The 25,864-nt window shown below is 62.4% G+C and carries 24 protein-coding genes; 19 read left to right on the forward strand and 5 right to left on the reverse strand.

Translation table 11 applies throughout. The annotated features are described in order from the left end of the window. Window positions 1-396 precede the first annotated feature (396 nt). Both XM50_RS17350 and XM50_RS17355 read left to right on the forward strand, forming a co-directional pair. Window positions 397-1,404, forward strand: a complete 1,008-nt coding sequence (locus XM50_RS17350) for a hypothetical protein (RefSeq protein ID WP_046411210.1) — start codon at window positions 397-399, stop codon at window positions 1,402-1,404. Window positions 1,405-1,941: 537 nt separating this feature from the next. Continuing rightward, the gene (locus XM50_RS17355; RefSeq protein ID WP_197075579.1) at window positions 1,942-2,640 is read left to right on the forward strand and encodes a class I SAM-dependent methyltransferase; all 699 of its coding nucleotides are present in this window, start codon (window positions 1,942-1,944) and stop codon (window positions 2,638-2,640) included. A 65-nt stretch (window positions 2,641-2,705) separates the two neighbouring features. On the opposite strand, the gene XM50_RS17360 is transcribed toward XM50_RS17355, so the two are convergent. Continuing rightward, window positions 2,706-3,095: a MerR family transcriptional regulator gene (locus tag XM50_RS17360; protein ID WP_046411212.1), complete on the reverse strand. Its 390-nt coding sequence runs from the start codon at window positions 3,093-3,095 to the stop codon at window positions 2,706-2,708. 90 nt (window positions 3,096-3,185) lie between these two features. Between XM50_RS17360 and XM50_RS17365 the strand changes: the two genes are divergently transcribed. From XM50_RS17365 to XM50_RS17375, 3 genes are all read left to right on the forward strand, one after another. After that, window positions 3,186-3,929, forward strand: a complete 744-nt coding sequence (locus XM50_RS17365; protein ID WP_046411215.1) for a MauE/DoxX family redox-associated membrane protein — start codon at window positions 3,186-3,188, stop codon at window positions 3,927-3,929. After that, a complete protein-coding gene (locus XM50_RS17370; RefSeq protein WP_156167293.1) occupies window positions 3,926-5,452 on the forward strand; it encodes a hypothetical protein in 1,527 nt (508 codons plus the stop codon). Before XM50_RS17365 ends, XM50_RS17370 begins: the two co-directional genes overlap by 4 nt. Before the next feature lie 134 nt (window positions 5,453-5,586). Next, complete coding sequence (locus XM50_RS17375) at window positions 5,587-6,444, forward strand: SDR family oxidoreductase (protein WP_046411218.1); 858 nt, start codon at window positions 5,587-5,589, stop codon at window positions 6,442-6,444. Between the two features lie 111 nt (window positions 6,445-6,555). Here the strand turns inward: XM50_RS17375 and rpsT are convergent, their stop codons facing one another. Then, window positions 6,556-6,819 carry a 30S ribosomal protein S20 gene (gene rpsT, locus XM50_RS17380; protein ID WP_046411219.1) on the reverse strand — a complete coding sequence of 88 codons (264 nt, stop codon included), beginning with the start codon at window positions 6,817-6,819 and terminating at the stop codon, window positions 6,556-6,558. Between the two features lie 95 nt (window positions 6,820-6,914). Further along, window positions 6,915-7,730 carry a bifunctional DNA-formamidopyrimidine glycosylase/DNA-(apurinic or apyrimidinic site) lyase gene (gene mutM, locus XM50_RS17385; RefSeq protein WP_046411222.1) on the reverse strand — a complete coding sequence of 272 codons (816 nt, stop codon included), beginning with the start codon at window positions 7,728-7,730 and terminating at the stop codon, window positions 6,915-6,917. A gap of 46 nt (window positions 7,731-7,776) precedes the next feature. On the opposite strand from mutM, the gene XM50_RS17390 reads away from it, so the two are divergent. From XM50_RS17390 to XM50_RS17420, 7 genes are read left to right on the forward strand one after another with little or no spacing between them, the layout of a single operon-like run. Then, the gene (locus tag XM50_RS17390) at window positions 7,777-8,508 is read left to right on the forward strand and encodes a class I SAM-dependent methyltransferase (RefSeq protein WP_046411225.1); all 732 of its coding nucleotides are present in this window, start codon (window positions 7,777-7,779) and stop codon (window positions 8,506-8,508) included. 38 nt (window positions 8,509-8,546) lie between these two features. Then, window positions 8,547-10,094: a 2-polyprenylphenol 6-hydroxylase gene (ubiB, locus tag XM50_RS17395; RefSeq protein ID WP_046411227.1), complete on the forward strand. Its 1,548-nt coding sequence runs from the start codon at window positions 8,547-8,549 to the stop codon at window positions 10,092-10,094. 1 nt (window position 10,095) lies between these two features. Then, window positions 10,096-11,205: a hypothetical protein gene (locus XM50_RS17400; RefSeq protein WP_046411229.1), complete on the forward strand. Its 1,110-nt coding sequence runs from the start codon at window positions 10,096-10,098 to the stop codon at window positions 11,203-11,205. After that, a complete protein-coding gene (coaBC, locus tag XM50_RS17405) occupies window positions 11,202-12,434 on the forward strand; it encodes a bifunctional phosphopantothenoylcysteine decarboxylase/phosphopantothenate--cysteine ligase CoaBC (RefSeq protein ID WP_046411231.1) in 1,233 nt (410 codons plus the stop codon). The genes XM50_RS17400 and coaBC overlap by 4 nt, the downstream gene beginning before the upstream one ends. Further along, complete coding sequence (gene dut, locus XM50_RS17410) at window positions 12,431-12,868, forward strand: dUTP diphosphatase (protein ID WP_046411233.1); 438 nt, start codon at window positions 12,431-12,433, stop codon at window positions 12,866-12,868. The genes coaBC and dut overlap by 4 nt, the downstream gene beginning before the upstream one ends. Further along, the gene (locus XM50_RS17415; RefSeq protein ID WP_052742640.1) at window positions 12,865-13,302 is read left to right on the forward strand and encodes a hypothetical protein; all 438 of its coding nucleotides are present in this window, start codon (window positions 12,865-12,867) and stop codon (window positions 13,300-13,302) included. The genes dut and XM50_RS17415 overlap by 4 nt, the downstream gene beginning before the upstream one ends. Next, window positions 13,293-14,063, forward strand: coding sequence for a HesA/MoeB/ThiF family protein (locus XM50_RS17420; RefSeq protein ID WP_046411234.1), 771 nt, complete (start codon window positions 13,293-13,295; stop codon window positions 14,061-14,063). Before XM50_RS17415 ends, XM50_RS17420 begins: the two co-directional genes overlap by 10 nt. On the opposite strand, the gene galU is transcribed toward XM50_RS17420, so the two are convergent. After that, window positions 14,052-14,924, reverse strand: coding sequence for a UTP--glucose-1-phosphate uridylyltransferase GalU (gene galU / locus XM50_RS17425; RefSeq protein WP_046411236.1), 873 nt, complete (start codon window positions 14,922-14,924; stop codon window positions 14,052-14,054). The genes XM50_RS17420 and galU overlap by 12 nt on opposite strands. Window positions 14,925-15,041: 117 nt before the next feature. On the opposite strand from galU, the gene wecB reads away from it, so the two are divergent. The 6 genes from wecB (at window position 15,042) to XM50_RS17455 (ending at window position 21,869) form a co-directional block, all read left to right on the forward strand. Then, window positions 15,042-16,154, forward strand: coding sequence for a non-hydrolyzing UDP-N-acetylglucosamine 2-epimerase (gene wecB / locus XM50_RS17430; RefSeq protein ID WP_046411238.1), 1,113 nt, complete (start codon window positions 15,042-15,044; stop codon window positions 16,152-16,154). Continuing rightward, complete coding sequence (gene wecC, locus XM50_RS17435) at window positions 16,144-17,439, forward strand: UDP-N-acetyl-D-mannosamine dehydrogenase (protein ID WP_046411240.1); 1,296 nt, start codon at window positions 16,144-16,146, stop codon at window positions 17,437-17,439. The genes wecB and wecC overlap by 11 nt, the downstream gene beginning before the upstream one ends. A 68-nt stretch (window positions 17,440-17,507) precedes the next feature. Continuing rightward, window positions 17,508-18,287, forward strand: coding sequence for a metallophosphoesterase (locus XM50_RS17440; protein ID WP_046411242.1), 780 nt, complete (start codon window positions 17,508-17,510; stop codon window positions 18,285-18,287). Window positions 18,288-18,426: 139 nt separating this feature from the next. Continuing rightward, window positions 18,427-18,669 (forward strand): hypothetical protein, encoded by a 243-nt coding sequence (locus tag XM50_RS17445; protein WP_046411243.1) that lies wholly within the window; start codon window positions 18,427-18,429, stop codon window positions 18,667-18,669. 181 nt (window positions 18,670-18,850) lie between these two features. Then, window positions 18,851-20,923, forward strand: a complete 2,073-nt coding sequence (locus XM50_RS17450; protein ID WP_046411245.1) for a catalase — start codon at window positions 18,851-18,853, stop codon at window positions 20,921-20,923. 208 nt (window positions 20,924-21,131) lie between these two features. Then, window positions 21,132-21,869 (forward strand): SDR family oxidoreductase, encoded by a 738-nt coding sequence (locus tag XM50_RS17455; protein ID WP_046411247.1) that lies wholly within the window; start codon window positions 21,132-21,134, stop codon window positions 21,867-21,869. 536 nt (window positions 21,870-22,405) lie between these two features. Here XM50_RS17455 and XM50_RS20230 read toward each other — a convergent pair. Then, entirely contained in the window at window positions 22,406-24,223 is a 1,818-nt protein-coding gene (locus XM50_RS20230) for an NACHT domain-containing protein (RefSeq protein ID WP_156167294.1), read from the reverse strand. Window positions 24,224-24,444: 221 nt separating this feature from the next. Between XM50_RS20230 and XM50_RS17465 the strand changes: the two genes are divergently transcribed. Then, on the forward strand, window positions 24,445-25,023 hold the full coding sequence (locus tag XM50_RS17465) for a recombinase family protein (protein ID WP_046411251.1): 579 nt from the start codon (window positions 24,445-24,447) through the stop codon (window positions 25,021-25,023). Window positions 25,024-25,864 lie beyond the last annotated feature (841 nt).

Consider the following 25,864-nt stretch of genomic DNA (forward strand, 5'->3'; position numbering starts at 1 on the left):
GTGCCGACGTTGGAGCGGCACCAACCACGATCTGGGGATCGCATTGGTACTCGCAACACTATGGCTGGCGACGCGAGGAACAGGTAGCCTGAGTGGTCGCCCCTCCCCGCGCAACCTTGCAAGTATCGGTCGGAGATCACAGCGCCACGGCTACGAAGCCCGATGCTTGATCAGTACTCACGTGAGACAGAGGCGTGAGATGAAATACTTTTCAATTCTACCGACGTTCGAAAACCTGTCAAGCCCTCATGCGCGCGTTATCGGGCGCTGCGAAGGCAGCGCCCGCGTCGCCTGCAGGCGACGGACGAAGGCGTCTGGATGACGCGAACGGGGATCATCCGAGGGATGAAAACCGGGACGGCAACCAGTGCCGAAGTTGATATCAGGATATCAAAAATGTCGAACGAGTTCGAATTTTTTCAGCCGATGGCTGTTGCAAACGCGGTGCACACGTTCTCGGAGATGCTCGAGGAGGCGTTGGCTTCGCTGAAGCACAACGATCTGCTCGCGCCGTATCCCGAAGACTATCGTGTGCGCGCGCTTGCTGAAGGCGACCTCGGCCTCGAGGTGGATCTGCACCTCGCTCCCGGCGGGCATCAGCGGATCGTCGTGGCGTTCACGCCCAACCAAGCCGAGCTGCGCGACAGCGTGGACGAGGTGCGCTCGCGCCTGGCGGAGGTGCTTGCACGCCTCGACGATGCGCTCGCGCTGCGCGCAGCCGCCGAGAAGGATGCGCGCGCGCGCCTGCGCCGCCTGGCTCGATCCGGCGTTCGCGGCCGCGTGATCGAGGCTCGGTTGAGCCCGATCGATCTGCCGTCGGCGTTCGGCCTCGGCCGGGTTGAGATCGTCGTCGAAGGCGAAGCGTGCAACATGCTGCGTCCCTTCCGGGATCAGTGGCACGTGAACTCGCTCGAGGACGTCGCCGAAGACGTCGCGCGATTCCGCGATCGGCAACGTGGTCGGAGCGCAGCGCGCGACGCCGCGCTCGCCGTCGGCGCGATCGGTTTTGTCGATCCGCTCGCGCTCGTGGCGCTGGACCGGATTCCGCAGGGCCGCCAGGCTGCGCTGCGGACGATCGCCCGTACGCTCGAGCAGAGCTGGTACGGCGCTGGTGTGCGCGGCGAGCGCGGTCACGTTGGCCTTTTCTGGGCTGACGGGATCGTGCGCGGTGTCGCCGACCTCGGCGGCGGCGTCGAGCTTTCGGGCGAGCACGTGATCCTGCGGGACACGGCCGTCGATGCCACATCGGCCGGCCGGGCCGCTGGCGAGTTCTCGCGGCACCCGCTGCTTCAGGACGCCGTGATTGCGGCGGTTTTCAACTCCTGGCAGGGGTGCGCGATGGTGAAACTCGCCTGTTCCCCGATCCCGTTCACGGCGAACGGGGAACTCCTCGGGTCCTGCTGACACGTTGCGCGCCGTCCCAACCAAGGCGGCGCGCCCTGCCCGACCTACACCCGGTGCTCACGTTGGCAGATCGGCTCCGTCCCCGCCGGTTCTTTACGGAATGCTACGCTACACCTAAATAGAGCCAGCAAACTGGTACAGCGAACAGGTACAGCCAGGCAGCGTGCTATTCGGAAACGCGCCAAAAGCGGCGATTTTCTGAGTAGGTCACCCCTCCCGTAGGGGTCACCAGCGCACAGCCTCCGGGCGTGCCACGCTGCCGGTGCAAGGCGTCTCCCGCCGCCGATCAAGATCAACCGCATCACGGCGTCTCCCGCCGCAAGCGGTATCCAACAGAGCTCGCCGGATTTTCTCATCCGTATCGGGCGAGAAGACCGACCTGCAACCTTGCCGACCGCAGGTGACCGTGCTGCAACCCGGCGACGATTGACCAAGGGGGGACTTCATGCGGTGGCTTGACGCGCGCGACGAAACGACTGGGAGGAATAATCCCGCCTACCCCGACAAGCTGTTCGCTGCCCTCGGCGCCCGTGGTCTATGCGCGAGTCGGCGATGGTGAGTCTCGCTGCGCCCACGACTCGCGCCGACAAGGAGATCGAGGCAGAGATCGATGGCTCATCCTACCGGCGAAGGCGGCTCCAGCGCTTTGTCGATCATATGGAACGGCACTGTCTGACGGATGGGCGACAGATCCGGGTGCTCGATCTGGGCGGGTCAAAGGCCTATTGGCAGACGACCAGACCAGTCTGGGAACGGCTCGATCTCGATATCACCATCGTCAACCTGGGCGCCCCGACACTGGATGACGGATGTTATCACCTGCGCCCCGGCGACGCCTGCCACATGGCAGATCATCCCGCGAACACGTTCGACATCGTCCATTCGAACAGCGTGATCGAGCATGTCGGTCACTGGCGCGAGATGACGGCAATGGCTGCGGAAGTCCGCCGCCTCGCCCCACACTATTTTGTTCAAACCCCGAACATGTGGTTCCCGCTGGAGCCGCATTTCCGCACCCTCGGGTTTCACTGGTTGCCGGAGGCGTTGCGAATGGAACTGCTGATGCGCCGCGGCTTTGGCTTTCGCGCCCGCCAGGACAACGTGGGTGCAGCGATCGCGAACGTGCAGTCCGTCAACCTCCTGACCGCACGACAAATGCAGCATCTCTTTCCCGATGCCGTCATCGAGCGCGAACGCGTTATGGGGCTGACCAAGTCACTGATCGCCATTCGCTGACGCCCGGCGGCGCGCGTCAGCGCCCTTCATTTCCTTGTCGGCGAGCGCACCAGAACGTGAGCCCGCTACCCCGCAAACGCCTTCAGGATCGGGCACGGCCCGGCATTGCCCGAGGCGCAGTCGCGCTCCAACTCGCTCAGCCAGTTGCGCGCCGCCTGCAGGTCCGCGATCGGGCGATCCAACTCGGCAATCCGCTCCTCCGCCAGCGCCCGGGCACGCGCCCGGTCCTGTGCAGCGTCCAACGCCAGCAATTCCCCGATCTGCTCCAGTGAGAAACCGGCACCCTGCGCCGCGCGAATGAAGCGCAATCGCCGCACATCTTCGCCGTCATAGCGTCGCACGCCGTTGGCGGGCCGCTCGGGCTCGCTCAGCAGTCCGCGGCGCTGATAATAACGGATCGTCTCGACCCCGACGCCGCCCTCGCGCGCCAGTCCGGCAATCGTCATCGATCCCATGCCTGCCACCCCATTGACTCCGTACCATAGTACAGAACCTATATCGGCCTCCGAACGCACCGAACAAGGACCGGCGCGTAAGGAGCTTCAATGACCATGCGGCGCGACAAGACAGCCGTTCTATACCGGATGGTGCTGCCCGACCATCTGTGCCCCTCCGGCCTGAAGTTGAAATGGCGGCTGGAACGTCATGGCTATGTCGTCGAGGATCGCCCGCTGCGCACCCGCGCGGAGGTGGACGCGTTCAAGGCGGCGCACGGCGTACAGACCACGCCGCAGACCTTCATCGACGGGCAGCGCATCGGCGGCAACGACGATCTGACACGCTTCCTGGGCAAGCGGATGCCCGCGCCGGGAGAGACCAGCTACCGCCCGGTGATCGCGGTCTTTGCGATGACGGCACTGATGGCGCTTGCCGCCAGCCTCGCCGCCTTCGGCAGTCCCTTTACCGAACAGGCGGCGATGTGGTTCGTCAGCCTGTCGATGTGCGTGCTGGCGCTGCTGAAGCTGCAGGACGTGGAACGGTTCTCGACCATGTTCCTCTCCTACGACCTGCTCGCCCGGCGCTGGGTGCCCTATGCCTATCTGTATCCCTTCGGGGAGGCGCTGGCCGGGGTGCTGATGACGGCGGGCGTGCTCGACTGGATCTCGATCCCGCTCGCGCTGCTGCTCGGCGGCGTCGGCGCGGTGTCGGTGTTCAAGGCGGTCTATATCGATCGGCGCACGCTGAAATGCGCCTGTGTCGGCGGGTCGAGCAACGTGCCGCTTGGCTTTGTCTCTCTTACCGAAAACCTCTTCATGCTTGGGATGGCGATCTGGATGCTTGTACGATGAAGACGATGATGACGTTGGTCGCCGGCGCTGCGATCGCCCTCTCGGCGGCCGCCCGTGCGCAGGAGCCAGCGCAGGCCGCCGCCGCCGCGGCCCATACGGCACAAGGCCATGGCCATCATCACACCGGCCCTGCCACGCCGGCAGCACCGCCCTCACCCGCCACCCCGGCCGCGCAGGGCGCCCCCCACGCCGGGCACGAGATGGGCAAGGCCGTAACGCCTCAGGCGGGCGCGCACGCCGCCCACAGCAGCCACGGCCAGCAACCGCAACACGACGCGCCCATGATGGATCATGCCGCCCATGGCGCCGCCGCGATGAACCATGGCGCGGATCATCAGATGCCGGCGATGCTTGGCCCCTATGGGATGAGCCGCGAGGCATCGGGAACGGCGTGGCAGCCGGATAGCTCGCCGGTGCTCGCCACCATGTTCCACGCCGGCGACTGGATGGGCATGGCGCAGGGCAATGCGACGCTGGTTCATTCCGACCAGGGCGGCCCGCGCGGCGACCGGCACAATTTCGTCGAGTCGATGGCGATGGTCATGGCCAACCGCCCGATCGGTGAGCATGGCCGGCTGGGCCTTCGCGGCATGTTGTCGCTCGATCCCTTGATGGGTCGCCGCGGCTATCCCTTGCTGTTCGCGGTTGGCGAAACGGCGGACGGCGTGAACAAGCTGGTCGATCGCCAGCACCCGCACGATCTGTTCATGGAGCTTGCGGTCAGCTATTCGCACGATCTGGGCGATGGCCGCGCGGCATTCCTTTATGCCGGCCTCCCCGGTGAGCCCGCGCTGGGCCCGCCCACCTTCATGCACCGCCTCTCCGGTCTCGATAATCCGGAGGCGCCGCTCGGCCACCATTGGTTCGATTCGACCCACATCACCTGGGGCGTCATCACGGCGGGTTTCTCCACCCGCACCTGGAAGATCGAGGCCAGCGCCTTCAAGGGCCGCGAGCCGGACGAAAAGCGCTGGGACATCGAAACACCACGGCTCGACAGCTGGTCGGTCCGTGCGTTCTGGAACCCGACCGCCAATCTGTCGCTCCAGGCGTCCACCGGCTTCCTGAAATCGCCCGAACAATTGCACCCTGACGAAAACGAGCAGCGCACCACCGCCTCGACGACGTGGAACAAGCCGCTCGGGCCGGGCGCGAACTGGGCCACGACCGTCGCGTGGAGCCGCAAGGATCTGCAGCCCGGCCCGGTGCTCAACGCCTGGCTCGCCGAAAGCCTCATTCGCTGGGACGACAAGCACACCGTCTACGCCCGCGCAGAACGCAACGATCAGGGCGAGCTGTTCGGGGAGGATAACCCGCTTCACCATGACATCTTCACGGTGAACAAGCTCAGCCTCGGCTATCAGGTCGAAGTGCCGGTCACCCGCGATGTGCGCCTCGCCTTCGGTGGTCTCGCCAGCGCTTATGCCTATCCCGACGCGCTGAAGCCCTTCTACGGCGACGATGGGTTGAAGAGCTTCATGGTCTATACCCGGCTCAACTTCGGCAATCGCTCATTGCGCTAGGCACGCGGCGGCTGCCGGCATCTTGCGTGCCCGCAGCCGCCGGATAGGCTGATCTGTGTTTAGGGAGCGTGGATCGCGCGGAACGGCCACCGTTCCCGCGACTTGTTGATGGCATCCCCATCATGAGGAATGCCATGCCCCGCCGTCCCGAACCGCCCTACCCCGAACAGCAGCAGCCTATGCCCGGCCGCACCGCGCCGATGGATCCCCGCCCCGATCATGGCGAGGATAGCTATGTTGGCCACGGCCGCCTGCTCGACCGACGCGCCCTCGTCACTGGCGCCGACAGCGGCATCGGCCGCGCCGTCGCGATCGCTTATGCCCGGGAGGGCGCCGATGTGGCGATCAGCTATCTCGACGAACATGAGGATGCCGAGGAGACCAAGCGGCTGGTGGAGGACGCTGGCCGTCGCGCAATCCTGCTGCCCGGCGACATCAGCGATCCCGCCCATGCCCGCGCCATCGTCGCCCAGACGGCAGAGGCGTTCGGGCGGATCGACATCCTCGTCAACAATGCCGCCCATCAGGCCACCTTTGCCCGGCTGGAGGATATCTCCGACGAAGAATGGCAGGTGACCTTCGCCACCAACATCCATTCTATGTTCTATCTGGCGAAGGCAGCCGTCGCGCACATGAAGCCGGGCAGTTCGATCATCAACACCAGCTCGATCAATGCCGAGGATCCCAGCGAGCAACTGCTCGCCTATGCGACGACGAAGGGCGCGATCTACAATTTCACTGCCGGGCTCGGGAAAATGCTGGCCGATCGCAAGATCCGCGTGAACGCGGTCGCGCCGGGCCCGATCTGGACGCCGCTGATCCCGTCCACGATGCCGGTCGAAAAGGTGAAGAACTTCGGCAGCGACACGCCGATCGGCCGCGCCGGCCAGCCGGCAGAGGTGGCTCCGCCCTATGTCTGGCTCGCCAGCGACGAGGCCAGCTACATCACCGGCGCGACCATCCCGGTCACCGGCGGCCGCGCCTTCCTCTGATCGGGCGAGTTGCGACGCGACGAGCGCGCACGGCAAAAGGCCGGGTGGCACCAAAGCCACCCGGCCTTTTCGCTATCCTCGGCCTCCCCTTTTCCGGGAAGGCCCGCTGGATCAGGCGAGCGCCGACAGGCGCTTGGTCAGACGCGAGAACTTGCGGCTGGCAGTGTTGCGGTGGAGCACGCCACGCGCGACGCCACGCTGCAGTTCCGGCTGAACCGCTGCAAGGGCTGCCGATGCGGCCGTCTTGTCACCCGCTGCGAGCGCTGCCTCGACCTTCTTCACGAAGGTGCGGATGCGGCTCACGCGCGCACCATTGATTTCGGCCCGGCGCTGGTTGCGGCGGATGCGCTTCTTCGCTTGCGGCGTGTTCGCCATTTACAGTCCTCGAAATATCGGTCGATGAAAAAAGGGCGGCGGGAACACCCATCGGCCCTGGAAGCCGCTGCCCTTAACGATATCGCTCGTCTTGGTCAACCGCGCTGGCACGTCGGACACCAGAAGGTGGAACGTCCGCCCTCTGCATAACGCTGCACCGTTCCGCCGCAAGCGCACGGCTGCCCTTCGCGGCCATAAACCGCGAATTGCTTGGAAAAATACCCCAGTTCGCCGTCCGGCCGGGCATAATCGCGCAGCGACGATCCGCCCGCTTTGATCGCCGACAGCAGAACCGCCCGAATCGCCTCGACGAGTCGCTCGAGTCGCGCCAGCGATATTCGCCCCGCCGCGCGCTTGGGGGAAATGCGCGCCAGGTACAGCGCCTCGCAGACATAGATATTGCCGAGGCCCGCGACGATGCGCTGGTCGAGCAGCATCAGCTTGATCGATGCCCGCCGGCCATGCAGCGCCTGTTTAAGGCCGCCGGCGGTCAGTTCGGGGCCAAGTGGTTCCGGACCCAGGCCGATGAACGCCGGAAACGACCCGATGTCCGAGCTCGGCCACAGGTCCACCGAGCCAAATCGGCGCGGATCGTTCAGCGCGACACGGCGCCCTGCGTCGGTCTCGATCACCAGGTGGTCGTGCGGCAGCAGCTCCTGCGGATCGACCCGCCACCGCCCCGACATGCCCAGGTGAAAGATCATCGCCTGGTCGCGATCGGTATTGATCAGGCCATATTTCGCCCGTCGCCCGAGGCTCGTGATCGTCGCGCCGGTCATTACCTGCCTCAGGTCATCCGGGAAGGGCCGGCGCAGATCGGGCCGGCGCAGCTCCAGCGAGACGACCCGCGCGCCTTCCAGCACGGGGCGCAGCCCTCTCACCGTGGTTTCGACTTCAGGTAATTCCGGCACCTGCGCCCCCTAGCCCGCTGCGCTGCACCGGGCTAGAGCCGCGACCATGAGCGAAACCGTCTCCTTCGGCTACGAGGACATCCCCGCCACGGAGAAGACCGCCCGCGTCGGCGGCGTCTTCACCAACGTCGCCAGCCGCTACGATCTGATGAACGATGCCATGTCAGGCGGCATGCACCGTTTGTGGAAGGACCGCTTCGTGCGCCGCGTGAAGCCGCGCGCCGGGGAGCAGATCCTCGACATGGCCGGCGGCACCGGCGACATCGCCTTCCGGCTCGCGACATCCGGCGCATCGATCACCGTCGCTGACATCAACCCCGCGATGCTTGAGGTCGGCATGAAGCGGGCGCAGGACCGCGGCATCGACGGCCTGGTCTGGACGGAGGCGAACGCCGAATCGCTGACCTTTCCGGATCGTTTCTTCGATGCCTACACCATCGCCTTCGGCATCCGGAACGTCACCGACATTCCCGCCGCCCTTTGCGAGGCACATCGCGTGCTCCGCCGTGGCGGCCGCTTCTTCTGCCTTGAGTTCTCGACCACCACCTGGCCGGGGTTCAAGGAGGTGTACGACACCTATTCGCACAAGATGGTGCCGAAGCTGGGCCAGCTGCTGGCGCAGGACGCCGACAGCTACCGCTACCTCATCGAATCGATCCGCCGTTTCCCCGACATGCCGACGTTCGAGGGCATGATCCGCGACGCCGGTTTCACCCAGACGAAGGTGGAGCCGCTGCTCGGCGGGCTGGTCGCGATCCACAGCGGCTGGAAGATATGATCGCTGCCCGTCCCCTCTCCCCGGCGCGGGAGAGGTAAGTGACCAGTTCGATCGTCCATAGCTGGCGCCTGCTCAAATGGGGCCGCACGCTCGCCCGTCACGGTGCGCTACGCGGCCTGGAGCAGGATCCGAACACGCCGCCCCGCGTGCGGCGGATGCTGCGCCTCGCCCGCTTCGGCGCGCGCGTGCCCGCGCAGCCGGGCTATGCCGATGCGTTCGAGGCGATCGGCCCCGCCGCGATCAAGCTCGGCCAGACGCTCGCCACCCGTCCCGACATCGTCGGCGACGAGGCGGCGCTCGACCTCCTGCGCCTGCAGGACGCGCTCCCGCCCCTACCGTTCAGCGTCATCAAGCCGCAGATTGAGAAGAGCCTCGGCCGCCCGCTGGAAACCCTCTTCGCCAGCTTCGACGAAACCCCAGTCGGCGCCGCGTCGATCGCGCAGGTCCACCGCGCCGTCACTATCGACGGTCGTTCCGTCGCGGTCAAAGTGCAGCGCCCCGGCGTCGAGTCTGATTTCGCCGAAGCGATCGACACCTATGAATGGGCCGCGGCTCAGCTTGAGGCCGCGGATCGCAACGGCGGCGGCGAGATCACCCGGCTCCAGCCGCGACTCGTCATCGCCACCTTCAAGCGCTGGACCGCGCGCGAACTCGATTTCCGCCGCGAAGCCGCCTCCGCCAGCGAACTGGCAGAGGGCATGGCCTCGGAGCCCAATTTCCACGTGCCGGCGATCGACTGGGCACGCACATCAGGAAAGGTGCTCACGCTCGAATGGATCGATGGCATCAAGCTGTCGAACCGCGAGGCGCTCGCGGCTGCCGGCTACGACCTTCCGCTGCTCGCCCAGACGCTGATCCACGCCTTTTTGCGCCAGGCGATCGCGGAGGGGTTCTTCCACGCCGATCTCCATCAGGGCAATCTCTTCGCCTTGCCCGGCAACCGCATCGCGGCGGTCGACTTCGGCATCATGGGCCGGATCGATCGGCGGGCGCGAATCTGGCTCGCCGAGATCCTCTACGGGCTGATCACCGGCAATTACCGGCGCGTCGCCGAGATTCACTTTGAGGCGGGTTACGTCCCGCCGCACCATGATGTCGCCGAGTTCGCCACCGCGTTGCGCGCCGTGGGTGAGCCGATGCGCGGCCTCCCGGTGAAGGAAATGTCGATCGGGATGATGCTCGATGGGCTCTTCTCGATCACCCGCGACTTCGACATGGTCACCCAGCCGCACCTTCTGCTGCTGCAAAAGACGATGGTGATGGTCGAAGGTGTCGCGACCGCGCTCGATCCCGACATCAACCTTTGGGAGACCGCCGGTCCGCTGGTCGAGGAATGGATCCGCACCGAATTGGGGCCGGAAGCCGCCATCGCCGACCGCATCGTCTCGGACGTAAAGACGCTGTACCGCCTGCCCGAACTGGTCCGCCGCATCGAGGCACGCTTCCCGCCGCCCGGTGGCGCGCCGCCAGCGCCCCCGCTGCGCGAGATTGAGGTCGTGCGGATCGGCGGTGGCTGGCGCTATGCCGCGGTTGGCCTCGCCAGCGCGCTCGCCGGGATTGCCGCAACCTGGACGATGATCGGCTGACATGCGTACGGCCGTCGGCCGCCCTCTCCTGCTCGCCGCGCCGTCCCGCTTTGCGGGATTGCCGCGACCGCGCGCGCGCCTGTTCCTGGCGCTGCTGGCGCTGCTTCTGCTCGCCTCTCTGACGGCGCTCGGCACGCCGTCGCTGCAACAGGCCGCAGCCCCGGTCGACGATCAGGCCGGTGCCATCGTTTATGGCTCGACGGTCGACGCGCTGCGCCACGGCGCGGATTATTATTCCGCGGTCATCGACGCGCTGCGTGCGGGCGACCAACCGGTCCGGCCCTGGGTCGCGGTGCGGCTCCCCACGCTGTCGGTGATCCAGGCCGGCGTCAGCCGCGTCGCGGCGGCGCTTCTGCTCTACGCGCTTGCCCTGCTGACGCTCGCGTCATGGTGGCGCCGCCTTCGCGACATTCTGCCGCGCCCGATCCCCCGCTTCGCCGCGACGCTGTTGGCGGCGGTTGGCATGGGGACGGCGCTGCTCGGGCAGCAGGTCACCGGACACGAACTATGGGCAGGGCTGTTGATCGCCCTGTCACTGGCCATTCGCTTGCCGGAACGCACCATGGCGTCAGTCGCGATCGGCCTGTGCGCGATGCTGATTCATGAGGGCGCTGCGCTGTTCGCCATCATCATGGCTGCGTTCGCGCTGGCGGAACGCAATGGGCGCGAGATGCTGGGCTGGGCCATCGCGGCCATCGTCTTTGCCGCCGCGCTCTGGTTCCATGCCCGCGCCGTCGGCGCCGTCACCGGACCGCTGGATCAGCCGTGGATCGGGTGGCCCGGCATCCTGGGCTTCGGCTTTGCGGTTCGCTCGCTTATCATGGCGACGCTCCTGTCGATCGCGCCCTTGTCCCTCGCGGCTATCGCGATGGGCCTGGCAATTGCCGGATGGACCGCCTGGCGCAATCCCCTCGCCGCGCGCGTGCTGGCGACGCTCGTCGGATATCTCCTCTTCCTGTCGCTCGTGGCGCCGGCTGACCTGTCGGACCCTGCCAATCTTGTTGCGCCTGTTTCGCTGATCGGGCTCATCTTCATCCCTGATGCGCTGCGCGATCTGCTGCGCGCAGCGCTCGACAGACGCCGCATCACCGTGACAAGAACGGCTTCATGAGCCGCATCCTCCTAATCGTCGGCGGCGGAATTGCCGCATATAAGGCGTGTGAGATCATCCGCTTGCTCCGCAAGGGCGGGCACAGTGTCCGCTGCGTCCTTACCGAGGGCGGCAGCCACTTTGTCACGCCCATGACGCTGGCCGCCTTGTCGGAACAGGAAGTCCACACCACGCTGTGGGACCTGAAGGACGAGGCGGAGATGGGCCATATCCAGCTCAGCCGGCAGGCCGATCTGGTGCTCGTCGCGCCGGCCACCGCAGACCTGCTCGCCCGCATGGCCGGCGGACTGGCGAACGATCTCGCCACCACGCTCCTGCTCGCCACGGACAAGCCCGTGCTTGCCGCGCCTGCGATGAACGTGCGCATGTGGCAGCACCCCGCAACCCAGCGCAACGTCGCGCGGCTGCGCGCCGACGGAGTCGGGATCATGGCCCCCGATGAAGGGGCGATGGCGTGCGGCGAATTCGGACCCGGCAGACTGCCGGAGCCGGGAGCGATCGTCGCCGAGGTGGAGCGACAGCTTGGCCTGGCGCCGGCGCCCGCAGATGCCGTCGGTCAGATCACGGCACCGGGCGCTCGCCTTGCCGGCAAGCATGTGCTGGTCACCGCCGGTCCGACACATGAGCCGATCGATCCGGTGCGGTACATCGCCAATCGCTCCTCCGGCAAACAGGGCTTCGCGATCGCCGGCGCACTGGCGGCGCTTGGCGCTCGCGTGACGCTCGTTGCCGGCCCGGTGTCACTGCCGACCCCACCTGGTGTGAGCCGTATCGATGTCGAGACCGCGCGCGAGATGCACGCCGCAGTCGACGCCGCCCTTCCCGCCGATGCCGCGGTGCTGGTGGCGGCGGTTGCGGACTGGCGTTCGGACGGCGCGGCCGAGCAGAAGATAAAGAAAGACGGCACGGGAACGCTTCCGGATCTGCGTCTCGTGGAGAATCCCGATATCCTCGCCGGGCTCGGTCGTGGCTCACAGCGTCCACGTCTCCTGATCGGATTTGCCGCTGAAACCGAGAATGTCGTTCCTCACGCCCAGGCCAAGCTCGCGCGAAAGGGCGCCGACTGGATCGTCGCCAATGACGTCTCGGGAGACGTCATGGGCGGCGAGGCCAATGCGGTCCACCTCGTGTCCGCGGCCGCAGTAGAAACGTGGGAACATATGCCGAAGCAGGCCGTGGCGGATCGTCTCGCCGCGCGCATTGCTGACGCGCTGGAGAATGTGTCGTGATCACCATCAGCCTTCGTCGTTTGCCGCATGGTGCCGACCTCCCCCTTCCTGCTTATGCAACCTCGGGCGCGGCTGGCATGGACGTGGTCGCTGCGGAGGATGTCACCCTTGCGCCCGGCGCACGGCATGCGGTGGCGACGGGATTTGCGATCGCGATTCCGGAAGGTTTCGAGGTTCAGGTGCGCCCCCGCTCCGGCATCGCGCTCAAGCATGGAATAACCTGCCTCAACACCCCCGGCACGATCGATTCCGATTATCGGGGCGAGGTGAAGGTGATCCTCGCCAATCTTGGCGATGCACCTTTTGAGGTCAAACGTGGCGATCGCATCGCGCAGCTTGTCCCGGCGCAGGTCACGCGGGCCGCGCTGATCGAAAGCGCAGACCTGGACGAGACGGATCGCGGCAGTGGCGGCTTCGGGTCGACGGGGCGGTGAGCGTCATCCTCCTGGCACTCGCGCAAGCGGCGCAGGTGACGGCGTTCGTGTCCCGGTCAGAGGGCGAGGAGGCCCCGCCGGCGCTGACTGTGGCTGCGACGCAGGAAAGCGCCGCCAGCGTCCCGGGCGACCTGTCCGGTCTTCCCGAACTGAAGTTCCGTCGCCGGCGCGCGATGCCGCCCGCCCTCTCCTCCTTCGTCCGGGATGAGGTCGCGGCGCGGCGCTGCGAGGCGGCCGACAAAAGGTTGCGGGTCAATCTTGCAGTGCTTGTCGCCGAGGACGGCCAGTTGCGCCGGATCCATCCGCAAGCGATCGGCTGCCCCACCGTCGAACAATATGCGTCCGGCGTGATGCTCAGCATGGCGCGCGCCAACCTTCTGCCGGTCGGCGAAACTCGCTGGTTCCGCACATCCCTGCTGTTCCAGTGGCAGTAACGATCGGGCCGGAAGAGCGCGAGCGCTACGCGCGTCAGATCATCCTGCGCGAAATCGGCGGCTCGGGTCAGCGACGCTTGAAAGGGGCTACGGTCGCGGTGATCGGCGCTGGCGGGATTGGCGCGCCGGCAATCGCCTATCTCGCGGGTGCCGGCTTTGGCGAAATTCGCATCATCGACGAGGATCGCGTCGACATTTCCAACCTTCAACGCCAGATTCTGTTCGACGTGGCCGACACCGGCGCGTTCAAGGCCGAACAGGCTGCAAAAGCGGCCGAAAGCCGCAACCCCTTCGTGACAGCCGCGGCCATTGTTCGCCGGATCAACGCCGGCAATGCGGAAGAATTGCTGCACGGGGCCGATGTTATTCTGGACGGCTGCGACAATTTCGCGACCCGCCTCATCGTTGCCGATGCGGCGTTACAACTCCAGATCCCCCTTGTCTCCGCTGCAGTCGGCCAGTTCGAGGGGCAATTGGCCGTATACCGCGGTTGGGAAGCTGACCTCCCCTGCTACCGCTGCCTCGTCGGCAGCGCACCCGATCGCGACGAGGCAACCTGCTCAGAACAGGGCATTCTTGGCCCGGTCACCGGCGTCCTCGGCAGCATGGCGGCACTGGAAACGATCCGCGCCATCACCCCTTTCGGCGCCGATCCCGCGGGCAGGCTGACGCTGATCGACCTGCTGGACTGTCGCTTTCGTACCATCCGTGTGCCGAAGGATCCGGCCTGCCCCGCCTGTTCTCCACGCTCAGGCGAGTAACGCTTCCGCAAAGGCGCGCACCTCGGGCCCAATGTCGTCCCGCTCAAGTGCCAAGGCAAGATTCGCCTTGATGAAGCCGGACTTCCCCCCGCAATCGAACCGGCGTCCCGAAAAGGTGTAGCCGTGAAATGGCTGTTTGCCGATCAATTGCGCCATGGCATCGGTCAGCTGTATCTCGCCGCCCGCGCCCTTCACCGGAGTATCGAGGATCTTCATCACTTCCGGTTGCAGGATATACCGGCCCGGTGTCATCAGGTTTGACTTGGCAGTTCCCGGCGCAGGCTTCTCGATAACTTCCAAAATCTCCGTTAGCGGTCCGTCGACGGCACCAGGAGTGATAATCCCGTAATTGTGAGTCTCGCTGGGGGAAACCTCGAGCGCGCCGATCAGATTGCCGCCGACGCGCTCATACGCCTCCACCATCTGCGCCAGAAAGCCCGGCGTTCCGACCATCAGCTCGTCCGGCAGCAGAACGGCAAAGGGCTCATCGCCCACGATCTCACGCGCACACCAGACGGCATGGCCCAGACCCAAGGGTTCCTGCTGGCGGACATAGACGGGAGAACCCGGCGCCTGCCGGATATTGTCGATCAACTCCAGGCCCTTGCCGCGACTCTTCATCGTTGCCTCTAGCTCGAAGGACACATCGAAATGATCCTCGAGCGTCCCCTTGCCACGACCGGTGACGAAGATGATCTGCTCGATCCCAGCTTCTCGAGCCTCCTCGACCGCATATTGGATCAGCGGCTTGTCGACGACGGTCAGCATCTCCTTCGGCATCGCCTTGGTGGCCGGAAGGAAGCGCGTCCCAAGCCCGGCCACAGGAAAAATGGCCTTACGCACCGGCTTGAAAGAGGACATCGCTGTTTTCTCCCGATAGTTGCGGTGAGCTTTAGCGAGGCTGCGGTGAAGGGCAAAGCCGCTGACGCAAATTTGGATTTAGTCTGCTCTTAACGCGCCATGTGCTAGGTGTCCGCCATGAAGACCTTGGTGATTTTCGGCACCCGGCCAGAGGCAATCAAATTGTTTCCCGTGGTGCGGGCGTTAGAGGCGAAGCCAGGCGTTCAGGTTCGCACCTGCGTCACCGCCCAGCATCGCGGCTTGCTCGATCAGGTGTTGGCGATCGCTGGGCTTTCACCGGACATCGATCTCGACCTCATGGAGCCTGGCCAGACTCTCGACCGGCTGACCAGCCGCTTGCTGGCAGGAATTGGCGAGGTGCTCGATCGCGAGCAGCCAGACCGCGTCATCGTGCAGGGCGACACCACGACGGCGATGACAGGCGCTCTGGCGGCCTATTACCGCAAGATTCCCGTTGCTCATGTGGAGGCGGGCCTTCGCTCGAGCAACATCTACCATCCGTGGCCAGAGGAAGTGAATCGCCGCATCGTTGCGCCAATCGCAGATCTTCATTTCGCACCCACCGCGACCGCCGCAGAGGCGCTCGCGCGTGAGAACATCCTCTCGGGCGTCCATGTCACGGGGAACACCGTGATCGACGCCCTTCATTGGACGAACGACAGGATCTCACTTGATCCTTCGCTCGCCGCGGGATTGGACCCCATCCTGAGCCGCTTTGCTGACCGCCGGATTGTGCTGATTACCACTCATCGGCGGGAAAACTTCGGCGACGGTATGGCGGCCATTGCACGCGCGATCGCCCGCATCGCCGAGGATCGGGACGCTGCAGTGCTGTTTCCGATGCACCCGAACCCTAACGTCGTCTCCGTCATGGAAAAGACGCTTGGCGCTCGCGCTAACGTGGCGCGCATCCAACCGCTTGATTACCCCCACTTTATCCGAGCGCTGAACGCCTGCACCTTGGTGCTCACCGATTCCGGCGGGGTTCAGGAGGAGGCGCCCGCGCTCGGCAAACCTGTGCTGGTAATGAGAGACACGACGGAACGACCTGAGGGTGTAGTGGCTGGGACCGCTAAACTGGTGGGCACTGCTGAGGAGCGGATCGTTTCCGAAGTATTCACGCTTCTCGATGACAAGCGCGCCTACGCCTCAATGGCCCGCGCCCACAATCCCTTTGGCGATGGCCGTGCGAGTGAACGGATCGCGGAGATCATTGCCAATGCTGTCTGATAACGAGCTCAAGGTCGCGGTTCTCGGGCTCGGGTACATCGGCCTTCCGACCGCGGCAGTGATTGCTCGCACTGGCGCGAGCGTGCTTGGCATTGATGTTCATCAGAACGTGGTCGACACGGTCAATTCGGGCAAGGTCCACATCGAGGAAGTGGACTTAGACGGGCTCGTCTCGGGTGTGGTCTGGCGGGGCTACCTTCGCGCATCAACCGCGCTGGAACCGGCGGACGTGTTCGTCATCGCCGTTCCCACGCCCTTCGCCGAGGATCGCAGACCCGACACGGGCTTTGTCCTCGAGGCGGCGCGCGCGGTCGCCTCCGTCTTGAAGGCTGGAGACACGGTGATCCTTGAATCAACCTCCCCCGTCGGCACCACCGAGCACGTGCGCGATTTGCTCGCTGAGCTGCGCCCCGAGCTACGTGCGCCGGGCATCAGCGAAAGCTCGGACTATGCGGTCGCCTACTGCCCCGAACGGGTGTTGCCTGGTCGCATTCTCGTCGAATTGATCGACAATGATCGGGTCATCGGCGGGATCACACCCCGTTGTGCGCGCAAGGCGCTCACCTTCTACCGCCGTTTTGTTCGAGGCGCATGTATCACGACCAGCGCTCGGGCAGCGGAGATGACGAAGCTCACCGAAAACGCGTTCCGCGACGTGAATATCGCCTTTGCCAACGAACTGAGCCTGGTTGCCGACACGATGGGCGTTGACGTCTGGGAGGTCATCCGGCTCGCCAATCGTCACCCGCGTGTCAACATCCTTCAGCCCGGACCGGGCGTAGGGGGTCATTGCATCGCCGTCGATCCGTGGTTTCTGGTCGCAGCGGACCCGGAGAATACGCCGTTGATCCGGACGGCGCGCGAGGTGAATGACGGCAAGACAGACCACGTGATCGCAGCAGCGGCGGCGATGATAGCCACCAACCCCGGTGTACCCGTCGCGTGCATGGGGCTCGCCTTCAAGGCAAATATCGACGATTTCCGCGAAAGCCCTGCGCTGAAAGTCGCCTTGGCGCTGGCGCGGCAATTCCCCGACCAGATCAAAATTGTCGAACCCTATGCCCGGAATCTGCCGAACGCCTTCGAGGCAACCGGTGCGCGGCTAATTGACGTGGATGCGGCAATCGAAACGTGTCCAATCATGATCGTCCTCGTCGACCATGACGTATTCCGATCGATTCCGCTCGAGGAACGCGCCGACAAGCGCGTTCTGGATACCCGCGGCATCTGGCCCGACCAACCGCCGCTACGTTCGGACGCTCCACTAGGACGACGGACAAGCTGATCGGCGTTGTTGCGGGGGCTGACCCGCTCGGCTAGTTGGTCGGCTCTTTGCACAAAGATCTGCCTGCCATGTTCTCGCGTTTGCTTTCACGCCGTCGTCCGAGTGCACCACCTGCCCAGCTTCCGGCGGGCCGGCGCCTCTATGCGATTGGCGACGTGCACGGCCGACTTGATCTTCTTGACGAACTACTACGGCGCATCGACGCTGACGACGCGTCGCGCGGCGGAGCGCAAACAGGAATCATCCTGCTCGGCGATCTCGTGGATCGCGGGCCTGATTCCGCTGGTGTGGTGGAGCGCGTTCGGCAGATGTGCGCCAGTCGACAGGACGTGCGATGCCTTTGCGGCAATCATGAGGAAATCTTCCTCGGCGCCTATGACGGGGATCCGGACCTCGTTCGCCTCCTGCTCCGGGCAGGCGGGCACGAAACGCTGCTCAGCTACGGCATGAAAGCAGCTGCCATCGATCAGGCCACCATACCCGAACTCGTCGACATGATGGCCCGAGACATACCGGCAGAGCAGATCGCCTTCCTCCGGTCTCTCGACGACTATCTCCTGGAAGGAGATTATCTGTTCGTTCACGCTGGCATACGCCCGGGGCTACCGCTGGAGCAGCAGACCTCCCGCGACCTGCGCTGGATAAGGCAGCCCTTCCTCGAACATGGCGGTCATCACGGAAAGTACGTCGTCCACGGCCACACCATCACGGATGGGGTAGATGAGCGGGTCAACCGAATCGGTATAGATACGGGCGCCTACCGAACGGGCCGGCTAACCGCGCTTGGAATCGAGGGCGAGCACCGTTGGATCATCGATACTGTTGATCATCATGAAAGTGGCACGTGAGGTTCATCACATTTCCGCTAAAGTGTTGCGGAAATGCCTTGATTGGAAAGCGTTCTGAGCGCTGTTGACCAACATATGAGATTGCGCTGCACTGCAAACTCTGTCAGATGGCCGTGACGGACAAAAAAGGGAGTTCGTGATGAAGGTTCGTGGTTACCTCGCGGCTGTTGCCGCTGCTTCGCTGGCTGCAGCTCCTGCTGTTGCGGCTCCGACCTCGGCATCCAGCCTGTCGGTTGCCAAGGCTGCTCGCGCCAGCACCTCCACCGCCAAGGCCGACAAGGCTGCTGGCGGCGGCGTGATCGTTGCCGTTCTCGCTGCTGCTGCAGTGATCGCCGGCATCGTGATCATCGCTGACTCGGACGACGACTCCGACAGCAACTGAGTCTCGACTCAGGATGATGAAATAGCGGCTTTCGGGCCGCTATTTTTTTGTCTGAACGGCGGGAGCCCACACGGCCCTTTGGACGTCATTTCCTTCAAAGAATAACCGCGTCAGCCAGCACCGTTTCGCGACCCCATTCGTTTGCAGCCTTGATCCAGGTAATTGAGGCAAGGAAACGGTAATGAGCAACGGCGCAACGAACCACGGTGCCGGTGGCGAGCCGCACCAGCAGGCTAGCGGTGACGAGCAGGTGCTCACCACCAACCATGGCGTGCCTGTCAGCGACAACCAGAACAGCCTGAAATCCGGGCGGCGCGGACCTACCCTTCTCGAGGATTTCGTCCTTCGGGAGAAGATATTCCACTTCGATCACGAACGCATCCCTGAGCGCATCGTACACGCTCGTGGCTCCGGCGCGCATGGGTTCTTCGAGGCCACTGCCGATATCAGCGAACTGAGCAAGGCAGCAGTGTTCAAGAAGGGCGAAAAAACCGAGGTGTTCGTTCGCTTTTCGACTGTCGCCGGCGGCGCAGGGTCGGTCGACACCCCGCGCGACGTGCGTGGCTTTGCGGTGAAGTTCTACACCACCGAAGGCAATTGGGATCTGGTCGGCAACAACATACCCGTTTTCTTCATACAGGATGCCATCAAGTTCCCGGACCTGGTGCATGCGGTAAAGATGGAGGCCGATCGCGCCTATCCACAGGCCGGAAGCGCGCACGATACATTCTGGGACTGGGCGTCGTTGATGCCCGAATCCACCCACATGCTGATGTGGGCGATGTCGGACCGCACCCTTCCCCGCTCCTTCCGGATGATGGAGGGCTTCGGCGTCCACACGTTCAAGCTCGTCAACGCCGACGGACACGCCAGCTTCGTCAAATTCCACTGGAAACCTCGACTGGGCCTGCAATCGACGATCTGGGACGAGGCTTTGAAGTTGCAGGCGGCAGACAATGATTATCAGCGCCGCGATCTGTGGGAAGCGATCGACACGGGGGCATTCCCGCAATGGGATCTTGGAATCCAGGTGTTCGACCAAGCCTTCGCCGAAGCGCAGCCCTACGACGTTCTTGATGCAACGAAGCTGATCCCGGAAGAGGATGTTCCCGTCCGGATCGTCGGTACGCTGACGCTGAACCGAAACCCCGACAACTTTTTCGCGGAAACCGAGCAGGTGGCTTTCCTGCCAACGAACATCGTCCCCGGCATCGATTTCACGAATGATCCGCTGCTCCAGGGACGTCTGTTCAGCTACCTCGACACGCAAAACTCGCGCCTCGGCACCACAAACTTCCATCAAATTCCGATCAACGCGCCCCGCTGCCCCTTCGGCAATTTCCAGCGGGACGGAAAGATGCAGACACAGGTCCCCAAGGGCCGCGCCAATTACGAGCCAAACAGCCTGGCAGCGCATGGAGAGGAAGGTGGTCCTCGCGAATCCCGGGATCGTGGCTTTCGCACCGTCACTGCGCCATCCGGCAGCGACGAACAGGGAGAGAAGCTGCGCGTCCGGGCCGAGCTGTTCGCCGACCATTACAGCCAGGCCCGGCTATTCTACCGCTCGCAGACGCCAGCCGAGCAGGCGCATATAGCCTCATCATTCGTGTTCGAACTGTCGAAGGTCGGCCTGCTTGATCAGGTACCGCCCCGCATGGTCGCCAACCTTCGCAACGTTGACGAAGATCTGGCGAGGCGTGTCGCGGACGGGCTCGGAATCGACCTTCCGGAAAAGGCACCAGCCGCACGTGAGCCAGTGGACCTGCCATCCTCCGGCGCTCTGTCGATCCACAAGAACATGAAGGAAACCCTCGACGGGCGCGCCGTCGGCATCCTCTTCGCAGAAGGAAGCGACGCATCGACACTCGATAGCCTGGTCGCCGCTGTTGAAGCGGAAGGCGGCAAAGCGGTACTGGTCTCTCCAAAGGTAAATGGCGCCCCCCTGTCAGACGGCAGCAAAAGAAAGGCCGATGGACAATTGGCCGGAACGCCCTCCCAATTGTTCGACGCGATTGCGGTAGTGGTCTCGGAAGACGGCTGTGCAGCGCTGTTGAAGGAAGCCGCCGCTGTTCAGTTTGTCATGGATGCGTTCGGGCACCTCAAGGCGATCGGCGCCAGCGCGGAGGCGCAGCCACTGCTGGACAAGGCTGACGTGCAGAAGGACGAAGGTGTGACCACGCCGGACGGCAGCTTCGTGTCGGCGGCCAAACGCCGCTTCTACGACCGGGAGCCTGCGATCCGGATGCTTGCCTGATCTGGCTCCCTCAATCCCGCACGCTCGCATCGCCGAGCGTACGGGATTGGGAAGGGCAGCCCCTCCCATTCCCCTGCACATCGGTGATCACGACGAGCAGAGCTTCTCACAAACGCTGCGCCCGATATCAGGCAGACGCGTTGCAAGGGATGTGGATTGCGGCCACTCCAGCCGGGCGCCGACGGTCGGCGCAATTACGGGAAGAGTCGTGTTCCAGCTGGACGGCAAGGTCGCATTGGTGACGGGCGCAAGCGGCGGACTGGGCGCAGAGATCGCGCGCGGCCTCTGCTGGGCGGGCGCCCATGTCATCCTCCAAGGACGCAATCTGGATCGGCTTACCGCTCTAGGCGAGACATTGACGACGCTGGGTGGATCGGCAGCCGTTGCGGCGGTAGACCTTCGCGCGGATGATGCGGCCTCGACGCTGCTCGCTCACCACGGCGCGGTCGATATTTTGGTCAACAATGCCGGCCAGCGCGACCGCCGCGCGCTGCAGATGATCGATCGGGCGTCGGTCAGAGATTTGCTTGAGACAAATCTCGTCGCCCCCTTCGACCTCGCCCGTCGCTTCAGCGCCGGGATGCAACCCGGCGGACGCATCATCAACATCAGTTCAATCGCCGGCCAAATCGCCCGGTCCGGCGACGCCGCCTACACCATGTCGAAAGGTGGTCTGGAGGCACTGACACGTGCGCTCGCCGCCGAACTCGGCCCCGCCCAGATCACCGTCAACGCAGTCGCGCCCGGCTATTTCGCCACCGAAGCCAATGTGGCCATGATTGCCGATCCAGCCATTGCCGAACATCTCCAGCGCCGCACATCGCTGGGCCGTTGGGGCCGCCCGGAAGAGGTTGTGGGCGCCGTCCTCTTCTTCGCCTCGCCAGCCGCATCCTATGTGACCGGACAAGTCCTGGCCGTCGACGGGGGCTATCTAGCGCACTTTTGAGAGGAAAGTTTTGCCCGAGCCTGTGGCATTCACTGCCGAAACATCGGCAAGGGAAGCTGGCGCACCCGACAGGATTCGAACCTGTGGCCTCTGCCTTCGGAGGGGAGGCGCGGGAAAGCACAAAACTTAAGCTACTGACAGCGCTTGGTTTCGATCACTCCTACGTTCCTGATACCGCAACCCGTAGCCGTTCTTCAAGATCACTCTTGTGCTAGCTTTTGCGTCACATGCCCTGAACCTATCGACACGATGTAGCGGACCATTGATGGGCGAGTGACCCGACGAGCTCCCTCCCGCTCCGGCACCCCCCCCTTTTCCTAAGTCACTGCTCACGTAACATCAATGACTGCCCTTTAGAGGGCGCACCAACACCCCACCCAACAAACTAAAAACCTGCGTTGAAATCCTTCTGCGGTACAGCAGTGCTAGCAAACGACTCCTTGCATATATCCATGGCGTTGCCCCTGCCCCTCCATCCTAAACTAGAAGTCTTAAGCACTGCCGTGTCAACGAAACCGGCCCTACATCGATAGTTCCTAGCTGTTGTCATCGCCAAACAGATTATCTGCAAAGGAGTCCCTTGACTCAACACGCTTTATTATGTCACGTCTGCATCTATCTACAGTATTAATCAAATAGACGGCAACATCGTATAAACCCGTCTTCTTAGCGGTCTCAAGAGTTATTGCAGAACCCGGTATCCGATACGCCATGTTGTTGTCATTTCGCAATTCGTCTTTCTCTTTTCGTTCAACGGTTTCAACCGGCAGGCCTTCTTCTTTACTTAATTGAAGATAGCTCTGATAGCACTTAGCTAAAGATGCAAAGTCTTGCAGCCACCACATGTAATGTTCGTTAACCGGGTACATATAGTCTAAAACCGAAGTTTTACGGAATAACTCACTTTCCGGAACGCCTAAGTATATAACGTCTCCCGACGCGTCGATTCCAAACTCCATGCCCACCCAGTAGTTTTGGAATACCGCAATGACTCTATCTTCTATATCACTACCAGAAATAGCTTTATGTAGCTCATTGATCGCGTCGTACGACCATTCCTTCTCGATGCGATCTCGATCCATCCCCATAAGCATCGGAAGAACGTTTTCTCGTGATCCCGACCTATTTCGCTGCAAGAAAAGTCTGACCACGGAGAACGGAGAGTCTCGCAGATATACGGCGGTAAAATACTCCTGAAAAGAGCGGTGAACAAAGCTGTACTCCAAGTTTTCATACTGCATAACGCAAATACTAAGAGTTAGATCGTCTATCACTTTGCTTGCACTTGCCGTTAGGGATGTTGCTCTAAGACTTTTTAAGATATAGCCTTCTATGTCGGAGCGCGAAAACTCAAAACGCCTAGCTGAATATGTAGCGGCACAGAAAGCTGCAAAAAGCCTTTTGAAATCCTCTTCTGCAAGTCCGCTAGAAAGCGGCCTCCTGAATTGAGATTTTGTTACATCATGTTCTCTTATCAATGTCTCAAAGGCGTTTGAATAGAAAACGTACATCTTATCGGGAACGTCAGCGTACGTCTCATATGTCAGCAACATGAGTATCGCAAGAAGCGGGGTTTGCACAAAGCTTCTGTCTCTATTCGAGTAAAGCTTTGGTATAGCGTTGTCTATAAACTTTTTCTTTAATGTCTCATTGTATTCAAGTTTGTTTATCAACTTCACCGTAAGCTCTTGCGTCATAGGCGCGATGTCTACAACGGTAAACTGTTCCCACGAAAGAAAGCTGCGCTCACTTCTACCTGATACTATTAAGGGTGTTCCCGGATTATCATAGGCAAAGCGTAAGATTGCGCCTTCAACCTTCTCCCTTATGTCTGGCTGAATTTCGTCAAAGCCGTCCAGAAGGACACTAAAAACACCTTCCGATATGGCCTTCTTAAAATCATCGTAGTTCAAAGAGCTTTTCGAACCAGAATATGCGGCGTGAAGAGCGGCTACAATGTCCATGGCATGGGCAGAGTCGATCTTGCGCAATTCCAAAAAGAGTGGAGCAAACTCCGAGTTTTTATCTATGTGGTGAAGACACATATATTTGAGAAGAACGCTTTTCCCCAAACCTGCGGAACCCCTAAGCACCAGTCTAGTTCTATTATGGAACTCACTATATATTTTATCTAGGCCAAAGCTTTCTTCTTCGAAGACAATAACTGGCTCAACAAAAACGCTTCTTAGCGGAGCGGACTTCTGTCGGTACAGAAGGTTCTTGATCTCGGATACTCGCCGTATGGTGGCTATAAGCTCGGGCTGAAGCGCTCGAAACATTTCGGCACGCTGTCTCTTAACCGCATCGCCTCCTAGCTTGGCGAATTTGTCTAGAAACTTTTCAAGTTGTGCCACTATCGCGCTCCGTTGAGGTCTATGCGCCGCTATATACCCGACGAGTTTTACGTATGCGCGCTTATGGGTCTCTGTTGCAACGTAGCGGAGGTGACGAGACAGAAGTTGTACGTTCTGCGCTAGGTTATATCGGCGGTGGCGGATCGGCTCATAAGATATGTTGACTCGTTAAGTGCTAGGCTCATTAATGGAGACATATCTTATGAGCGAGTCGCTGATCTATGAGCCGCCTAGCCTACTTCCGTGTTTCCACTTCTGATCAGAGCATCGAAGCACAGCGCAACGCGCTTGGCGGTTCTTTCGACAAGGAGTTTGCAGACGAAGGGGTAAGCGGTAGCGTCCTTGCTGCCGATCGTCCTGGCTTCGCCTCATTGCTTACGTATGCCCGCGAGGGCGACACCCTCTGCATTTATTCGATCGATCGCCTTGGGCGTGATGCGCTGGATGTACAGGCAACGGTTCGCCGCTTGTTAGAGAAGGGCGTCACGGTTGACGTGCGGGGGCTTGGCCCTATCGGCAAAGGTGTTGGCGAATTGATCGTCGCGGTTCTTGCGCAAATCGCCGACATGGAGCGCCAGAGGATCAAGGAGCGCTGCGATGCTGGTCGCGCCGCTGCCCGGGCCTCGCTAATTGCGACCGGCAGGACGCATAAGGGAAAGGTAAGCCTTGGTAGGCCGATGGCGGCGGATCGTGATGAGGTCGTCGCATGGCGGAAGGTGAACGATGCCAGCATCGCCGAGACAGCGGCGCAGTTCGGACTGTCGACCGCCACCGTGAAGCGTTATTGCTCGCCCGATTGAGCCTTCGAGGCCTTGCGAAAAACCTGTAATTTTGAGCGCCACAGCGTAGATCGCTGGCTAGGTACCCGAGACACCTTAAACCTTCCGATCGCGGCTGTGGCGCGCATTTTGACAGGCTTTCCCTGCAAAAATCGGATGGTTTTTACCGGTTGACCCTACGCGCTTCGGCAGCGTCTAGCTTTTCCGCAATCGCGTTGATTGCCGCCTTATCGATTACGCCGTTCTTCCGACAGTGGCGCGGCATCGGTCGGAATGGGTGGAGGTTGCAATCAACAGATACGCAAAGGGCAACCTGCTCCTTGGCGGTGCCCGATGAAAATGGATCGTATCCGCAGCCAGAACAATGGGCATCCATAGCTTGTTTTCTAGTCATATTCGTTTATTTCTTCGTCTAAGTTCTCCGATCTACTTATAGTCCGAGCCTCATTGCCGAACTTTCATTAGAATGGTACGTGGCAAGTATCACATAGACCGCTATTTGCCAAGCGCTAGTCGGTCACTAATTCATAGCATATCGCAGCAGTAAATCAGGGCAGCGCGTGCCGAAGGCGCTTCCTTCGACGCCATGGCGGCTAAATACGGCGTCTCGCGCGCGGCGATCAGCGGATAAAGATATGCGCTGCTTGATCTGTCCTAAGAAGCCCATAGCGCATCTACGCCACTATGGCGGCCATCTACTCAAGGGCTCGTATCATGCGGGTGATGAGCGCAGGCCTCGCCAGTGATGGAGGTATTTGATCCGCATCCCCTACTGCGCATGTGCACTGCCTAAATCGCCAGGCATCCCGATCTAAGGACCGTCGAGGCGTGTGCTTATTGCTGTCCATCGTACAGGCGTTGA

Origin of the sequence: Sphingomonas sp. Ag1 (genome assembly GCF_000980895.1) — a bacterium.
In the GTDB taxonomy this organism is placed as follows: Bacteria; Pseudomonadota; Alphaproteobacteria; order Sphingomonadales; family Sphingomonadaceae; genus Sphingomonas; species Sphingomonas panaciterrae.

Bases quoted from the DNA above. Each gene is read 5' to 3' on its own strand.
- XM50_RS17350 (WP_046411210.1), top strand. From the start codon at position 397: ATGTCGAACGAGTTCGAATTTTTTCAGCCGATGGCTGTTGCAAACGCG.
- XM50_RS17355 (WP_197075579.1), top strand. From the start codon at position 1,942: ATGCGCGAGTCGGCGATGGTGAGTCTCGCTGCGCCCACGACTCGCGCC.
- XM50_RS17360 (WP_046411212.1), bottom strand. From the start codon at position 3,095: ATGGGATCGATGACGATTGCCGGACTGGCGCGCGAGGGCGGCGTCGGG.
- XM50_RS17365 (WP_046411215.1), top strand. From the start codon at position 3,186: ATGACCATGCGGCGCGACAAGACAGCCGTTCTATACCGGATGGTGCTG.
- XM50_RS17370 (WP_156167293.1), top strand. From the start codon at position 3,926: ATGAAGACGATGATGACGTTGGTCGCCGGCGCTGCGATCGCCCTCTCG.
- XM50_RS17375 (WP_046411218.1), top strand. From the start codon at position 5,587: ATGCCCCGCCGTCCCGAACCGCCCTACCCCGAACAGCAGCAGCCTATG.
- rpsT (WP_046411219.1), bottom strand. From the start codon at position 6,819: ATGGCGAACACGCCGCAAGCGAAGAAGCGCATCCGCCGCAACCAGCGC.
- XM50_RS17390 (WP_046411225.1), top strand. From the start codon at position 7,777: ATGAGCGAAACCGTCTCCTTCGGCTACGAGGACATCCCCGCCACGGAG.
- XM50_RS17400 (WP_046411229.1), top strand. From the start codon at position 10,096: ATGCGTACGGCCGTCGGCCGCCCTCTCCTGCTCGCCGCGCCGTCCCGC.
- coaBC (WP_046411231.1), top strand. From the start codon at position 11,202: ATGAGCCGCATCCTCCTAATCGTCGGCGGCGGAATTGCCGCATATAAG.
- galU (WP_046411236.1), bottom strand. From the start codon at position 14,924: ATGTCCTCTTTCAAGCCGGTGCGTAAGGCCATTTTTCCTGTGGCCGGG.
- wecB (WP_046411238.1), top strand. From the start codon at position 15,042: ATGAAGACCTTGGTGATTTTCGGCACCCGGCCAGAGGCAATCAAATTG.
- wecC (WP_046411240.1), top strand. From the start codon at position 16,144: ATGCTGTCTGATAACGAGCTCAAGGTCGCGGTTCTCGGGCTCGGGTAC.
- XM50_RS17440 (WP_046411242.1), top strand. From the start codon at position 17,508: ATGTTCTCGCGTTTGCTTTCACGCCGTCGTCCGAGTGCACCACCTGCC.
- XM50_RS17445 (WP_046411243.1), top strand. From the start codon at position 18,427: ATGAAGGTTCGTGGTTACCTCGCGGCTGTTGCCGCTGCTTCGCTGGCT.
- XM50_RS17450 (WP_046411245.1), top strand. From the start codon at position 18,851: ATGAGCAACGGCGCAACGAACCACGGTGCCGGTGGCGAGCCGCACCAG.
- XM50_RS17465 (WP_046411251.1), top strand. From the start codon at position 24,445: ATGAGCCGCCTAGCCTACTTCCGTGTTTCCACTTCTGATCAGAGCATC.